The following is a 15,511-nucleotide window of genomic DNA, read 5'->3' as shown; positions in this document are numbered from 1 at the left end:
TGGGAGAGAATTCATGCTGTGCTTTCCGGCATGTTCGGCTCGGAAAGCGACTCACCTTCCCCTGGACCCTTGCCGCCCGGCGCGCTTTTCGCGGCATCCTCTCCGACGCCGACACCCGACCCCACCCTGGCTTCCGGCCGGCGGATCAGCGTCGAGGCTTGGATGACGAGCGGCAGAAGCCCCGCCCCGCCATTGTCGAGATGCTCGAAAAGGTGCCGGCGCATACGCGGCTCCCAGAACTTGTTGATATGGGTGGCGACCCCTTCCGCGCGCACGTTTTCCGGCTGCGACAGGAAGAAAGTGGCGATCTGGTTCGCCATCCGGACGATCTTGTCCATCACCAACTGGTCCGGACTTTTCTCATGCGAGATCGTTTCAGGCGACATGGGCGACAACTCCGGTGGTCATGCGATCGGTACGCGTAAAGATTTCGAAATCCTCGCCGCGCGTCAGCGCGATCAAGGTCATGCCCGCTTCCTCCGCCGTGCGGATGGCGAGCGCGGTCGGCGCGGAAATGGCGACCAGCACGGCCGCTCCTAATATCGCCGTCTTCTGCACCATCTCGACCGAGATGCGGCTTGTCACGATCACGATGCCCTGCGGGCCTTGCATGCCTTTGCGGATGATGGCCCCGGCGAGTTTGTCCAGCGCATTGTGACGCCCGACATCCTCACGCACGGCAACCAAACCCTCGCCCGGGATAAAGAACCCCGCACCATGGACCGCGTGGGTCTCCGCATGCAGCGGCTGCGCATCATTCAGTGCCGCCATGGCCCCTGTCACATCCTTCGGGGTCAGCGGCATTGGTATGCCGGAAACATCCGGCACCACCCGCATTGCCTGATCGATCGACTCGATGCCGCAAAGCCCGCAACCGACCGGTCCAGCCATATGCCGGCGGCGAGCGCGAAGCGCGTCCTCCTTGTCCTCGGCCAGCGTCACCTGCACGTCGAGTCCGCGCCCCTCATCGACGACCGCGATCTCCTCGATCTCTGCCATCGAAGCGATGATGCCTTCCGTCAGGCTGAAGCCGACCGCGAAGTCTTCGAGATCCGCCGGCGTGCCCATCATCACGGCATGGGTGGAACCGCCATAGGAAAACGCGATCGGCACTTCTTCCGGCACGACACGTAAACCGGCGCGGACCACGCCATTGCGACGCACGATCTCGGGGGCAGTGGCGGTGGTTTTGAATAAGGTCATCGGACGTCGGGGCAGGAATACCCCCCTCTGCCCTGCCGGGCATCTCCCCCACAAGGGGGGAGATCGGCCAGAGGCAAGATCCTGCCCCACCAAAGGCCTCGATATTGCCGAACTCCACTCTCTGCCGGCCTCCTGCCCTTCCACAAATTGGAGAGAGACCGCTGGGCACGCCTCCTTCGATCTCCCCCCTTGTGGGGGAGATGCCCGGCAGGGCAGAGGGGGGTATGTCGCCCGCCGACCGACACTATTCCGCAGCCTCCAGCTTGCCCGCAATCCGCCGGGACCGTCGCGACAGTTCGTCGTAATCGCTCTGCCATTCCGTCGGACCGTTGGAGGGCGACACCTGCACCGCCGTCACCTTGTATTCCGGGCAATTGGTCGCCCAGTCGGAGAAGTCGGTGGTGATGACGTTCGCCTGTGTGTTCGGGTGATGGAAGGTCGTGTAGACCACGCCCGGTGCCACGCGGTCGGTGATCAGCGCGCGAAGCGTCGTATCGCCAGAACGGCTGGTGAGCTTGATCCAGTCGCCTTCCTTGATGCCGCGCTGTTCGGCATCGTGCGGATGGATTTCCAGCCGGTCCTCCGCATGCCAGGCGACGTTCTCGGTGCGCCGTGTCTGGGCGCCGACATTGTACTGGCTGAGGATGCGGCCAGTAGTCAGCAGCAGCGGGAAGCGCGGGCCGGTACGCTCGTCCGTCGCCACATATTCCGTGCGGATGAACTTGCCCTTGCCGCGCACGAAGCCGTTGACGTGCATGATCGGCGAGCCTTCCGGGAACTTCTCGTTGCACGGCCACTGAACCGAGCCCATCTTTTCGAGATAGTCGTAGGAGACGAGCGCGAAGCTCGGCGTCGTCGCGGCGATCTCGTCCATGATCTGCGACGGATGCGTGTAATTCCAGTGGAGACCCATGGCCTGGGCGAGCTTCTGGGTGACTTCCCAATCCGCATAACCGTTCTTCGGGCTCATCACTTTGCGGACGCGGTTGATGCGGCGTTCGGCATTGGTAAAGGTGCCGTCCTTTTCGAGGAAGGTCGAGCCCGGCAGGAAGACATGTGCGTAATTGGCCGTCTCGTTGAGGAAGAGGTCGTGAACGACGACGCATTCCATCGCGGCAAGCCCGGCGGATACATGCTTGGTATCCGGATCGGACTGCAGGATGTCTTCCCCTTGGATGTAGATGCCCTTGAACGTACCTTCCACGGCGGCATCCAGCATGTTCGGTATACGCAGTCCCGGCTCGTTGTTGAGCGTCACGCCCCACATCTTTTCAAAGATATCGCGGGTCGCATCGTCGGAGATATGGCGATAGCCCGGCAGTTCATGCGGGAAGGAACCCATGTCGCAGGATCCCTGGACATTGTTCTGGCCACGCAGCGGGTTCACGCCGACGCCCGGTCGGCCGATATTGCCGGTCGCCATGGCAAGATTGGCGATCGCCATGACGGTCGTCGAGCCCTGGCTGTGCTCGGTGACGCCAAGGCCGTAATAGATCGCGCCATTGCCGCCCTTTGCATAAAGCCGGGCCGCGCCGCGGACGAGATGCGCCGGCACGCCGGTAAACTTTTCCGTGGCTTCGGGGCTGTGCTGTTCCTCGGAGACGAAAGCGGCCCAATCTTCGAATTCGGACCAGTCGCAGCGCTCTCGGATGAACTTCTCGTCGAACAGGCCTTCGGTGACGATGACATGGGCGAGCGCCGTCAGCACGGCGACGTTGGTGCCCGGCTGCAGCGGCAGGTGATAGTCGGCCTCCACATGCGGCGTGCGGACGAGATCGATGCGGCGCGGATCGATGACGATCAGCTTGGCGCCCTGGCGCAGCCGCTTCTTCAGCCGCGACCCGAAGACCGGATGGCCATCCGTCGGATTGGCGCCGATGACGATGACGACATCCGTATGCTCGACCGAATCGAAATTCTGCGTTCCGGCCGAGGTGCCGAAGGCCTGGCCGAGACCATACCCGGTCGGAGAATGGCAGACACGGGCGCAGGTATCGACATTGTTGTTGCCGAAGCCGGCGCGGATCAGCTTCTGGACGAGGAAAGTCTCCTCGTTGGTGCAGCGCGACGACGTGATACCGCCGATCGACTCGCGACCATACTGATACTGTAGCCGCCGGAATTCCGAAGCGACATACGCGAAAGCCTCTTCCCAGGTCACTTCCCGCCACGGATCGGAGATCTTCTCGCGGATCATCGGGTTGAGAATGCGGTCCTTGTGGGTGGCATAACCATAGGCGAAGCGGCCCTTGACGCAGGAATGGCCGCGATTCGCTTGACCATCCTTCCACGGCACCATGCGGACCAGTTCCTCGCCGCGCATCTCCGCCTTGAAGGAGCAGCCGACCCCGCAATAGGCGCAGGTGGTGACTTCCGAATGTTCCGGCTGACCGATCGCGATCACCGACTTTTCGGTCAGCGTCGCCGTCGGGCAAGCCTGCACGCAGGCGCCGCAGGACACGCATTCGGAATCGAGGAAATGCTCGTGCATGCCGGGCGAAACACGCGAACCAAAGCCACGGCCTTCGATCGTCAGCGCGAACGTGCCCTGCACCTCTTCGCAGGCGCGGACGCAACGAGAGCAGACGATGCACTTCGAAGGATCGTATGTGAAATACGGGTTCGACTCGTCCTTCGGCATCCATTTGGCGTTGATCTCGCCGTTGTTGCGTGCCTTGACGTGGTTATCTCCCTCGTAGCCGTAACGCACGTCGCGAAGGCCCACGGCACCTGCCATATCCTGCAATTCGCAGTCCCCATTGGCGGCGCAGGTGAGACAGTCGAGCGGGTGGTCGGAGATATAGAGTTCCATCACGCCGCGGCGGATGTCCTTCAACCGGCCCGTCTGGGTGTGCACGACCATGCCCGGCATCACCGGCGTGGTACAGGAGGCCGGCGTTCCGGCGCGGCCTTCGATTTCCACGAGGCAGAGGCGGCAGGAACCGAAGGCGTCTACCATGTCGGTGGCGCAGAGTTTCGGCACCTGAATACCGGCTTCCATCGAGGCGCGCATGATCGAGGTGCCTTCCGGCACGGTGATCGAACGACCGTCGATGGTGAGCGTGACCTGTGTTTCGGACCGGGAAACCGGCGTGCCGTAGTCGATTTCATGAACGAGGGACATGATGTTACTCCGCCGCTTCGATGAGGGGTGTTGGAGCGAAATCCTGCGGGAAATGCGTCATCGCACTCATCACCGGATAAGGCGTAAAGCCGCCAAGCGCGCAGAGCGAGCCGAACTTCATCGTGTTGCAGAGGTCCGCCAGCAGCGCCTTGTTCTTCTCCGGCTCGATGCCTTGCCTGATCTTGTCGGCCGTCTCGACGCCGCGGGTCGAGCCGATGCGGCAGGGCGTGCACTTGCCGCAGCTTTCTATGGCACAGAACTCCATAGCGAACCGCGCCTGCTTCAGCATATCGGCCGTATCATCGAACACGGTGATGCCCGCATGGCCGATCAGCCCATCCTTGGCTGCGAAAGCTTCATAGTCGAACGGCGTATCGAAGAGCGCGCGCGGGAAATAGGCGCCAAGCGGACCGCCCACCTGCACCGCCTTCACCGGCCGCCCGGTTGCGGTGCCACCACCGATATGGTCGACGATCTCGCCGAGCGACAGGCCGAAGGCCGTTTCGTAAAGGCCGCCATATTTGACATTGCCGGCGATCTGGATCGGGATCGTGCCCCGCGACCGGCCCATGCCGAAATTCTTGTAGAACTCCGCGCCGCGATCCATGATGACTGGCACCGAAGCGAGCGAGATGACGTTGTTGACCACCGTCGGCCGGCCGAGAAAACCTTTAAGCGCCGGCAGCGGCGGCTTAGCGCGCACGATGCCACGTTTACCCTCCAGCGAATTCAGCAGCGAGGTTTCCTCGCCGCAGACATAGGCGCCGGCCCCGGAGCGGATCTCGATGTCGAAGGCATGCGCCGATCCCAGGACAGACGCCCCGAGAATGCCGGTCGTCCGCGCGATCTCGACGGCCTCGGTCATCGTCGCTATGGCATGTGGATATTCCGAGCGAATGTAGACATAGCCCTTGGTGGCTCCTGTCGCGATGCCGGCAATCGCCATGCCTTCGATCAGCACGAAGGGATCGCCCTCCATGATCATACGGTCGGCGAATGTGGCGCTATCGCCTTCATCGGCGTTACAGACGATGTATTTCAGCGGGCCTGCCGCATCCATCACCGTCTTCCATTTGATGCCGGTCGGGAAGCCTGCGCCGCCGCGGCCGCGCAGGCCGCTATCGGTCACTTGCCTGACGATCTCGGCCGGCGTCATTGCGATCGCCCTTTCGAGCCCCTTCAGGCCCTGATAATGCCGGTAGTCGTCGAGCGAGAGCGGATCGGTGACGCCGCAACGGGAAAAGGTCAGGCGCGTCTGCTGACGGAGGAAAGGGATTTCCTTCGTCAGCCCGAGACAGAGCGGGTGATTGCCTCCGGTCAGGAAACCGGCATCGAACAGGCCCTTCACATCGCCGGCCTTCACCGGACCATAGGCGATGCGGCCCGCTTCGGTGCGCACCTCGACCAGCGGCTCCAGCCAGAACATGCCGCGCGAACCATTGCGCACGATCCTGGCATCGAGGCCGCGCGCCTCGATTTCCTGGGCGATCGCCTTCGCCACCTTTTCGACGCCGAGCGCCAGTGCCGCAGCATCGCGCGGAACGAAAATCGTCACCGTCATCGACGCACCTCCGCCACGATTTCGGAAAGACAGTGCTCATCGACTCGGCCATAGACTTCGCCATCCAGCATCGCGGCCGGCGCACAGGCGCAAAGCCCGAGACAATAGACCGCTTCCAGCGTCACCGCGCCGTCGAGCGTCGTCTGGTGGAAGTCGATACCGAGCATCTGCCGGGCGCGATCGGCGATGCGGTCGCTGCCCATCGACTGGCAGGCTTCCGCCCGACAGAGCTTCAGGACGTGCCGGCCGGCAGGGTGATCGCGGAACTCGTGATAGAAGGTCACGACGCCATGCACCTCGGCGCGCGACAGGTTGAGTTCGCTGGCGATGACCGGCTTCACCTCTTCCGGCACGTAGCCGAACTCTGCCTGGATCGCATGCAGGATCGGCAGCATCGGGCCTTCCAGGTGCTTCAGATCCCTGATGATCTCAAGCGACCGCTCGGTGAATTCACCGGCGGAGATACGCACATTCATAATCTCTAGCCTCCCGCTGATCCTTGTCTCGATCGCTCCCGCGATGAAGAAAGACCAGAAAGCTGGCGAAGCTGTTCGACAGTCGTACTTCGCCTACTGGGGATGGAGTCTTGCAACCCTGCCCGCAACCGTCAATAAAGGAGATCGGTTACGCGATAGAAAAAAGCTATCAAGCCATGGCGGCAGGAGTAAGGCTGCGAGCTTCATGAAGAAGCGCTGAAACCAGGGGCGTGAAGGGTTCCCGGTGAGTTGCAACCAGTCCGACGATATGGCTAGCCTCCGGCTCGACGATCGGAATGGTACGGATTTGCTTGGCAAAACCATAGGATCGGGCGACGTTGCGCGGCATGATGCTCGCCCACCGGCCGGTGCCGATATGCGAAAGCAGCACGACCATGGAGTTCGATTCGAGCATCGGCCTTACCGTAATACCGGCCTCGACAAGGTGCTGGTTGATGATCCGGCGGTTCTGCATGTCGGGCGTCAATAGGCAGAGCCTAAGATCGGCCATCTCCCTCCAGGTGACGCTTTCCCGGTCCGCAAAGGGCGCTCCCTCCGCGGTTACCAGATTGTACCGCTCCGCATAAAGCGGCACGCTGGTGACGCGCCCCAACGGTTCGTTGTCGAGATAGGTGATGCCCGCGTCGATCTCGAAATTATCGAGCTGGGAGAGCACTTGCAGCGAATTGCGCGACACGACCGAAAAGGTCACGTCCGGGTGTTTCGCCTGGAAAGGCTCGGTCAGGCGCGGAATCATCGCAAGCGCCGTCGGGATGGAGGCGAGGCGTATATGACCGGCAAGGCCCTTGCGGGCCGCCCGCATCTCCTCTCGCATGGTGCGCGCGTCGCCGACGATGCGTTTTGCCCATTCCAGTACGCGCTGGCCCTCCGGAGTCAGGCCCTGATAACGGGAGCCGCGCACGACGAGCTGCACGCCGAGCTGTTCCTCGAGCTGGCGGATCGCCGCCGAAAGCGAAGGTTGCGAGATGCCGCATTCTTCTGCCGCCCGCCCGAAATGCGCCTCGCGCGCCAGTGCAATGAAGAATTCCAGCTTGTCGATCATCGCAATCCTCCGCGTGGAAAGGGCTAGCCTGTCGAGGGACGACAGACAAGGCCGCAACAATCATATCCGCGCTGGTGTGGCTTCAGACGTTCAGGCTATCGGCCAATTGCTTGAGCAATTCGGCGCTCTGCTGCAACGCCAGATTTTCGGCCGGATCAAGATCCGGAAAGAGATCGGCCGTCACTCCCGTCGCACCAACGACGCGCGGCAGCGACAGTGCCACATGTTCCACACCCGCCACCCTTTCCGTGAGCATCGAGACCGACAACACGGCGCCCTGATCCGAAGCGATCGCCCTGACGATACGCACAAGCCCGGCGCCGATGCCGTAATAGGTCGCACCCTTTCCCGCGATGATCTTGTAAGCGGCGTTGCGGACGTCGTGATCGATCGACATCCGGACCTCGTTCGTCAACGGCGCGCCGACCTGGGCTGCGAAAGACGCAAGGTCCACCGAACCCGCACGCGCGCCGGACCAGGCCAGCACTTCACTATCACCGTGCTCGCCGACCACATAGGCGTGGATGGATTGCGGAGAGATTTTCAAGTGCCGGCCGACCAGGCTGCGGAACCGGGCGGTATCCAGGATCGTCCCGGAACCGATCACCCGCTGCGGCGACAGGCCGGAGAGCCGCGTCGTCATCTGGGTGATGATATCCACGGGATTGGACGCGACCAGCAGGATGGGGGCGGGCACCACGCTCAGAACCTGTCCGACAATCTCCTGGAAGACCGAGGCATTACGCTCCAGCAATTCCAGCCGCGTCTCGCCCGGCTTCTGGTTCACACCGGCCGCCAGGATGACGACACCGGCCCCAGCCAGATCGGCATAATTGCCTGCCCTGACGCGGGTAGCCGACATGAACGGTACCGCATGGGAAATATCCTCGGCCTGCGCAATCGCCAGCGCCTCGTTCCGGTCGACCAGCACCAGTTCGCTGGCCGTGCCCGTGATGGCGAGCGCAAAACCCGCCGAACTTCCCACCATCCCTGCCCCGACGATGCCGATTTTCATGAACCATCTCCCGAAAGCGCGCAACCTAACGGAAATCCATGGCATCGGGATAACGGAATTCAGCTGATCCGCGTCGCCTTCAACCGCTCTTCGTCCAGCACGATGCCGAGACCCGGCGCCTCGCCGAGCTTCAGCCAGCCGCCCGCATGTTGGAGCGGCTCAACAAGCAAGAAATCCCGCCTCGCCTCGCTCCATTCGGGATTGTCGTAGGGATATTCGAGAAACGGCGCGTCGCCCGCACCGGCCGTCAGATGCGCGTTGGCCAGCACGCCGATGCCGTTGGTCCAGCTATGCGGCGTGAACATCATGCCCGCCTCGCGCGCCTGGTAGACAAGCCGCCGGCAGCCGGTTATGCCGCCCACCAGCGCCACATCCGGCTGGATCACGTCCAGGGCTCGCTCTTCGATGATGTCGCGGAATTCATGAAGTTCCCGGGTCATCTCGCCACCGGCAATGCGCACGCAGGTCGCATCCTTCAGCGCCTTCATGCCCTTGAGGTCGGAGCGGTGCAGCGGCTCTTCCATCCAATAGACGCCGAGTTGCTCCAGTTCCCGCGCCACGGCGAGCGCATCCTTGAAGGTCCAGGGAAGCGTCGTATCCCAGGGCATGCGCCAACCCTGGTTACAGTCGACCATGAGCTCCAGCTTCGAACCCACCCGCATGCGGATCGCCTCCAACGCCTCGATGTCGTCGCGCCAGCTCGACCGCCCGCCGGCGGAAGAGGAAAAGCGCACCTTCATCGCCGGAAACCCTTCCTCCACGTAACGCTCCGCCTGCTCCGCCATGTCAACGGGTTCCCGCAACACCCCGGAGGACGCATAAAGCCGCACCCGATCGGCCCGCCCGCCGAGCATGCGCCACACCGGCTCGCCGGTCACCTTGCCGGCGAGGTCCCACAGCGCCAGATCGAGCGGCCAGCAACGGCCATAATGAAAATTGATATGCGACAGCACCTCGTAATGGCGTTCCAGATGCCGCGGGTCCTGCCCGATGAACAGGTCCTCGTGCCCTTCGAACCCCTTCATCAGGTCACCGGACCCGATCCCCTCGCGGCCATCCTCATCCCGCACCCGCACGATCGTGGCGTCGAAATAATGCCGCGGCCTACCATCCCAGCTTGCCTTGAACGGCGGATCGAGCTTCAGGCGGTGATGCGAAATGTCTATCGAGGCGATGCGGCTCATATCCCCTCCCCGGGCGAGTGCCTATCCGAACTGCTGCCAGATCGTCTTGTAGTCGCAATATTTGTCGATCGCGTGCACCGAACGGTCGCGTCCGAAACCCGACTGCCTGAACCCGCCGAAGGGCGTGGCGAAGTTCGACATGTCATAGGTATTGATCCACACCGTGCCCGCATGGATCGCCTCGGAGAACCGATGCGCCCGGTCCATGTCCTTTGTGAACACCGCGCCCGCCAAGCCATAGATCGTGTCGTTGGCAAGTCTCAGCGCCTCCTCTTCCGTATCGAAGGGGATCGCGGCCAGCACCGGGCCAAAAATCTCCTGCCGTGCCAGGCTCATGTCGTTCGTCATGTCGACGAAGACGCCCGGGGAAACGTAATATCCCCCTGTCTCGGTGAGAACCTGCTGCGCGCCGAAGGCCCGCCTTGCCCCCTCCTTTTCCCCGGCCGCGATCATGCCCAGCACTTTCCTCATGTGCTCTTCCTCGATCAGCGCCCCGATCTGGGCCGAGGGATCAAAGGGATGCGCCAAGGCGATATCGCTCTTCGTCACCGCTTCGATCTTCTCGATCAGCTTGTCCTGCACCGACCGCTGCACCAGAAGCCGCGTCGAGGCATGGCAGGTTTCCCCCGAATTGTAGAAACAGCCCCAGGCCGCCGCTGAAGCGGCCGCGTCCAGATCGGCATCCTCGAAGACCACGAGCGGCGACTTGCCGCCGAGTTCCAGCGCCACACGCTTGACGTTCGATTGCGCCGCATAACCCATGATCAGCTTGCCCACTTCGGTCGAGCCGGTAAAGGCGATCATGTCGACGTCCATGTGCAGCGCCAGCGGCTTGCCCGCCTCCTCGCCATAACCAGTCACGACATTCAACACGCCTGCGGGCAGACCAGCCTCGGCGGCCAGCGCTGCGAGCCGGATCGCCGAAAGCGACGACTGCTCGGCCGGCTTCAGCACGACGGAATTGCCCGCCGCGATCGCCGGCCCGAGCTTCCAGGCGTCGATGATCATCGGATAGTTCCACGGCGTGATCGCGCCGACCACCCCGAGCGGCACCTTGCGGACCAGCGCGCGGGCATTCGGTCCCGTGGGGGCGATTTCGTCATACATCTTGTCGATCATCTCGGCATAATACTGGATGCCGTCGGCACAGAGTCTCACGTCGACATTCAGCGATGCCAGCACCGGCTTGCCGACATCGAGTGTCTCCAGCAGGGCGAGTTCCTCGCCATGCTCCCGGATCAGGTCCGCCCAGCGCAGCATGATCCTTTTCCTTTCGAGCGGCTCCCTCCTCCGCCAGACGCCGGTCTCGAACGCCGTCCGCGCCGCTATCACCGCCGCATCGATATCCGCTGCTCGGCCGCGTGCGAGTTCGGCACCGGGTTTGCCGTCCATCGGCCGGATGCGGGTGAAAGTTTCGCCGGATGCCGACGCCCGGAACTCGCCGTCGATAAAATGCCGGCCCTCCGGTCTAAGGTGAACAAGCGCATTTTCCCAATGGTCGCGGGTATAGGTCCTGCTCATCGGAGCCTCCCTGTCATAATGTTTTTGGCAGCGACATGACTTTCCCCGCAAGGGCATGAATGTCGGCATCGAAAATATCCCGGATGGTCGAGCGCCGCATCGGCTGGTTCTCCGGAGCCCACATCTCGGCCGCCAGATCAGCTGCCGTAAACGGTTCGAAACCCTTCGGCAGGGCGCGGACAATGCCGCAGCGGTTCATCAGATCGGAAACGAAAGCCGGCAGTGCGGCCACGGATTCAAGCTTGAGCACCTTGGCCGCCGCATGGAGGTCCGGCGTGTTCGCCTCAATGAGCCAGGCCAGGCTCGCCTCGAAACCGAGTGCCGTGGCAAGCCCGTGATGGATCGGCGCCAGCCCGGCCAGCGCATGACTGATATTGTGCGCCACCGCCGTGCCGCAATTGTCGATCGCGATGCCTGCATAACAGGAGCCCAGCAGAACCCTGCCGCGAGCGTCGAGATTTCCTGGCACCTTGACCGCGGCCTCCAGCGACCCCGCTACCAGCCGCATCGCCTCGTGGGCATAAAGCTTCGCGCCCATATGCGCATTACGGTTGGTACAGGCCTCGAACGCATGGATGAAGGCGTCCATGCCGCACCAGGCGGTCAGATGCGGTGGCAGCGACAGGGTGAGCGCCGGATCGAGAAGAACGAGATCCGCCTTGGTCTCCCTGCCCCAGATCCATAGTTTCCTGCTTTCAGGACCAGTGAAGATGTTGGTTGCGGACGTCTCGGACCCGGTGCCGGCCGTGGTCGGCACCATGATCTTCCTGAGCGGGTTCTTCGGAAGCGGGTTCACGGCCAGCGCATAGCGCATCACATCCTCGCCGGAAGCGGCGCAACAGGCAGCGATCTTGGCGATATCCAGCGCCGATCCGCCACCAACCCCGATCACCAGATCAGTCCCTCTGGCCGCCTCCGTCGCCGCACGCACATGGTCGAGCTTCGGCTCGCCCGAGAAATCCGAATACAGGAAAGGTTCGATCCCCGCTTCGGCGAGATCGCCCGCGAGCGTCCTGGCGAGCCCCGACGAAGCGAGAAAACCATCCATGACGACAAGCGCCTTGCGGACGTTTTCAAAACACTTGGCGGCGGAAGCGACCTCGCCGAAGGAACCGGCGCCGAAGCGTATGTCGGGAATGAAGGAGGTCGAGAATGACAAGGGGCAAAATCCGGCTCAAGAGAATGCAGCCAGTCTGCATCACGATCTCACATCTTCAAATCCATCGCTTTTTCGGGTTAGTTGATGATCTGAAGTTATGGAGATGTCGATGCTTGACCGAATCCCTCTGGAGGCCTTCCGTGTCTTCGATGCCGCCTGCCGCTTCATGAACTTCTCCCGCGCCGGTCGCGAACTGCATATCACCCAGGCCGCCGTCAGCCGTCGCATTCAGGGGCTGGAAGACCAGCTCGGCGCCAGGCTCTTCACCCGGCGCGGCCGCAACCTGGCCCTGACGCCGGAAGGCGAACGGCTGTCCCAGCGGGTGCGTGCCACGCTCGAATATCTGGAGGAGAGTCTGGAGCCGTTCCGCGGCGGCGGACGGGAGATCATCTCGATCGCGGCCAGCGGCTCGGTCTCGCATCTCTGGCTCGGCAAGCGGCTGAAGGATTTCGACAATGAAAGCCCGTCGGTCTCCGTCCGGCTGCTGACCACCGACTCGCCCTCCGAACTGGCATCGGAGGCCAATGACCTCGTCATTCTCTATGCCACCGGCGAGCATCCTCGCTGGAACCTGACGCTGTTGATGAAGGAGATTCTCGTGCCCGTCGCCTCGCCCGCCTATCTCGCACGGCGCAGCCTGGATCGGCCAACCCTTTCCGCCGAGCAGATCGCCGGCCTCGACCTCATCGACTACGAACGGTTCAACGCCCACTGGATATCCTTTCGCCAGTGGTTCACCCGCATCCAGCGCCCTCCGAAGGTCCGACCGAGTCCCCGTTTCTCGTTTTCGACCTATTCCATGGCTGTCGATGCGGCCTTGCGCGGCGAGGGCATCACTCTCGGCAGCACCGGCCTGATTGCCGAGGAACTGGCGGCCGGCACCCTGGTCGAACTCGGTTCGGATCGCGTCGAAACCGGTTACGGCTATTACCTCGGCATGCCGCGCTATCGCTCCCTGTCCCCCGGCGCCGCCCGCCTTCACCAGCATCTATTGTCAGGACTCTAGCCGTCACGGGCTGGGCATAACTCGCGGCTGAAGGCACCGTTTCCGGCCATGCGCGAGCCTGCCTCCAACATGCTTGGCGATCTTCCAAACATCTGCATCGATTTCCACCGAGGCTCAGCGGATCCTCGATATAAGCCCGAAGATAACGAAGGAAGGGCACCGGACGCGTCAAAAACATCTCGGCAAAAAGAAAAAAGGCGGTCCGAGGGCCGCCTTGTCTTCATCCGGTCGCAGCTGTCTCGATCAGGCGGCGACAACTACACCGTTGAGGTGGGTCAGTTCGGCAAGGAACTGCTCCAGCTTCGTCTTGTGCTCGTCCCCGGTCGCCTTGGAAATTTCGGCCTGCGTCGCCTCGATGCGCTTCTGCAGCGTGTCGCGGGTCAGCTCGTTGGCCGGCACCGCCGACTCCGCCAGCAGCGTGCAACTCGTCGGCAGGATGTCGGCGAAGCCGCCGAATACGACGTATTTGTTGACCTGACCGGAAGCAAGCTTCACGGAAACCACGCCCGGCTTGATGGTTGTCATCGTCGGCGCATGGTTGGCAAGCACCGTCATTTCGCCAAGCGTCGCCGGGATCACCACTTCGGAGACCTTTTCCGAAACGAGCAGCCGCTCGGGCGAAACCAGTTCAAAGTTGAAAGCGTCGGCCATGAAGGTCCACTTCCTCGATTATCCCACGGGGCTGGAATGCTCTGCGCGGGCTTGCGTCTCACATGCAGGAATGGCGCGCCGGAATTCGCCCACGCGCCGTCTTGTCAGCTATCAAGCGGCTTCAGCCAGCTTCTTTGCCTTTTCCATGGCTTCTTCGATCGAACCGACCATGTAGAAGGCAGCTTCCGGCAGGTGGTCGTATTCGCCGTTGACCAGGCCCTTGAAGCCCTTGATCGTGTCTTCAAGCGCGACGAGCTTGCCCGGCGAACCGGTGAAGACTTCGGCGACGAAGAACGGCTGAGACAGGAAGCGCTCGATCTTGCGGGCGCGGGCCACCGTCATCTTGTCCTCTTCGGACAGTTCGTCCATGCCGAGGATGGCGATGATGTCCTGCAGGGCCTTGTAGCGCTGCAGCGTCGTCTGGACCTTACGGGCGACTTCGTAGTGCTCTTCGCCGACGACCATCGGGTCGAGCATGCGCGAGGTGGAGTCGAGCGGGTCGACGGCCGGATAAATGCCCTTTTCGGCGATCGAGCGCGACAGAACGGTCGTAGCGTCCAGGTGCGCGAACGAGGTTGCCGGTGCCGGGTCGGTCAGGTCGTCGGCCGGAACGTAGATGGCCTGAACCGAGGTGATCGAACCCTTTGTCGTGGTGGTGATGCGCTCCTGCATCGCGCCCATGTCGGTCGCAAGCGTCGGCTGATAACCGACGGCCGACGGGATACGGCCGAGCAGAGCGGACACTTCCGAACCTGCCTGGGTGAAGCGGAAGATGTTGTCGACGAAGAACAGAACGTCCTGCCCCTTGTCGCGGAAGTCTTCGGCGATGGTCAAACCCGTCAGAGCGACGCGAGCGCGGGCGCCCGGCGGTTCGTTCATCTGGCCGTAAACCAGCGCGGCCTTGGAGCCTTCGCCGCCGCCATGCTTGTTGACGCCCGACTCGATCATTTCGTGATAGAGGTCGTTGCCTTCGCGGGTGCGCTCACCGACGCCCGCGAACACGGAGTAACCGCCGTGTGCCTTCGCGACGTTGTTGATGAGTTCCATGATGAGAACGGTCTTGCCGACGCCTGCACCGCCGAAAAGGCCGATCTTGCCGCCCTTTGCGTAAGGCGCGAGAAGATCGACGACCTTGATGCCGGTGACGAGGATCTGGCCCTCGGTCGACTGGTCGACGTAGGACGGAGCTTCCTGGTGGATGGCGCGCCTGCCGGACGTGGTAAGCGGACCAGCTTCGTCGACCGGCTCGCCGATGACGTTCATGATGCGGCCGAGCGTTTCCGGACCGACCGGAACTGTGATCGGAGCGCCGGTGTCGGCAACCTGCTGACCGCGAACGAGACCTTCGGTGCTATCCATCGCGATCGTGCGGACGGAGTTTTCGCCGAGGTGCTGCGCGACTTCGAGAACGAGGCGATTGCCGTTGTTGTCGGTTTCAAGCGCGTTCAGGATCGCCGGCAGTTCGCCGTCGAATGCGACGTCGACGACGGCGCCGATAACCTGCGTCACCTTACCGAGGGACGTGCCCGTTGCGATAGCCATGATACT

The 15,511-nt window shown here is 62.7% G+C and carries 13 protein-coding genes; 1 reads left to right on the top strand and 12 read right to left on the bottom strand.

The window, feature by feature from the left end; all coding sequences use genetic code 11:
- Nucleotides 1-11 precede the first annotated feature (11 nt).
- The 10 genes from DMO26_RS25540 to DMO26_RS25490 form a co-directional block, all read right to left on the bottom strand.
- Nucleotides 12-386: a formate dehydrogenase subunit delta gene (locus DMO26_RS25540; RefSeq protein WP_117195069.1), complete on the bottom strand. Its 375-nt coding sequence runs from the start codon at nucleotides 384-386 to the stop codon at nucleotides 12-14.
- Entirely contained in the window at nucleotides 376-1,203 is an 828-nt protein-coding gene (gene fdhD, locus DMO26_RS25535) for a formate dehydrogenase accessory sulfurtransferase FdhD (RefSeq protein ID WP_117195067.1), read from the bottom strand. Before fdhD ends, DMO26_RS25540 begins: the two co-directional genes overlap by 11 nt.
- Before the next feature lie 244 nt (nucleotides 1,204-1,447).
- Nucleotides 1,448-4,327, bottom strand: coding sequence for a formate dehydrogenase subunit alpha (gene fdhF, locus DMO26_RS25525; protein WP_117195065.1), 2,880 nt, complete (start codon nucleotides 4,325-4,327; stop codon nucleotides 1,448-1,450).
- A gap of 4 nt (nucleotides 4,328-4,331) precedes the next feature.
- Nucleotides 4,332-5,888 carry a formate dehydrogenase beta subunit gene (locus DMO26_RS25520; protein WP_117195063.1) on the bottom strand — a complete coding sequence of 519 codons (1,557 nt, stop codon included), beginning with the start codon at nucleotides 5,886-5,888 and terminating at the stop codon, nucleotides 4,332-4,334.
- Complete coding sequence (locus DMO26_RS25515) at nucleotides 5,885-6,364, bottom strand: formate dehydrogenase subunit gamma (RefSeq protein ID WP_117195061.1); 480 nt, start codon at nucleotides 6,362-6,364, stop codon at nucleotides 5,885-5,887. Before DMO26_RS25515 ends, DMO26_RS25520 begins: the two co-directional genes overlap by 4 nt.
- A gap of 169 nt (nucleotides 6,365-6,533) precedes the next feature.
- Nucleotides 6,534-7,427, bottom strand: a complete 894-nt coding sequence (locus DMO26_RS25510; RefSeq protein WP_117195059.1) for a LysR family transcriptional regulator — start codon at nucleotides 7,425-7,427, stop codon at nucleotides 6,534-6,536.
- A gap of 82 nt (nucleotides 7,428-7,509) precedes the next feature.
- Nucleotides 7,510-8,442, bottom strand: coding sequence for an L-lactate dehydrogenase (locus tag DMO26_RS25505; RefSeq protein WP_117195057.1), 933 nt, complete (start codon nucleotides 8,440-8,442; stop codon nucleotides 7,510-7,512).
- A gap of 59 nt (nucleotides 8,443-8,501) precedes the next feature.
- Nucleotides 8,502-9,626 (bottom strand): mandelate racemase/muconate lactonizing enzyme family protein, encoded by a 1,125-nt coding sequence (locus tag DMO26_RS25500; protein WP_117195055.1) that lies wholly within the window; start codon nucleotides 9,624-9,626, stop codon nucleotides 8,502-8,504.
- Nucleotides 9,627-9,647: 21 nt separating this feature from the next.
- A complete protein-coding gene (locus DMO26_RS25495; RefSeq protein WP_117195054.1) occupies nucleotides 9,648-11,147 on the bottom strand; it encodes an aldehyde dehydrogenase family protein in 1,500 nt (499 codons plus the stop codon).
- Between the two features lie 13 nt (nucleotides 11,148-11,160).
- On the bottom strand, nucleotides 11,161-12,306 hold the full coding sequence (locus DMO26_RS25490) for an iron-containing alcohol dehydrogenase (protein WP_117195052.1): 1,146 nt from the start codon (nucleotides 12,304-12,306) through the stop codon (nucleotides 11,161-11,163).
- Between the two features lie 109 nt (nucleotides 12,307-12,415).
- Here DMO26_RS25490 and DMO26_RS25485 point away from each other — a divergent pair, with 109 nt between their 5' ends.
- The gene (locus tag DMO26_RS25485) at nucleotides 12,416-13,312 is read left to right on the top strand and encodes a LysR substrate-binding domain-containing protein (protein ID WP_117195157.1); all 897 of its coding nucleotides are present in this window, start codon (nucleotides 12,416-12,418) and stop codon (nucleotides 13,310-13,312) included.
- Between the two features lie 243 nt (nucleotides 13,313-13,555).
- Here DMO26_RS25485 and DMO26_RS25480 read toward each other — a convergent pair whose 3' ends face one another.
- Both DMO26_RS25480 and atpD read right to left on the bottom strand, forming a co-directional pair.
- Nucleotides 13,556-13,963, bottom strand: coding sequence for a F0F1 ATP synthase subunit epsilon (locus DMO26_RS25480; protein WP_117195050.1), 408 nt, complete (start codon nucleotides 13,961-13,963; stop codon nucleotides 13,556-13,558).
- Nucleotides 13,964-14,074: 111 nt separating this feature from the next.
- Nucleotides 14,075-15,505, bottom strand: a complete 1,431-nt coding sequence (atpD, locus tag DMO26_RS25475; protein ID WP_117195048.1) for a F0F1 ATP synthase subunit beta — start codon at nucleotides 15,503-15,505, stop codon at nucleotides 14,075-14,077.
- Nucleotides 15,506-15,511: the final 6 nt, after the last annotated feature.

This window comes from Rhizobium terrae (assembly GCF_003425685.1).
Classification (GTDB): Bacteria; Pseudomonadota; Alphaproteobacteria; order Rhizobiales; family Rhizobiaceae; genus Neorhizobium; species Neorhizobium terrae.
This window is presented reverse-complemented; position numbering and strand designations above follow the sequence as displayed.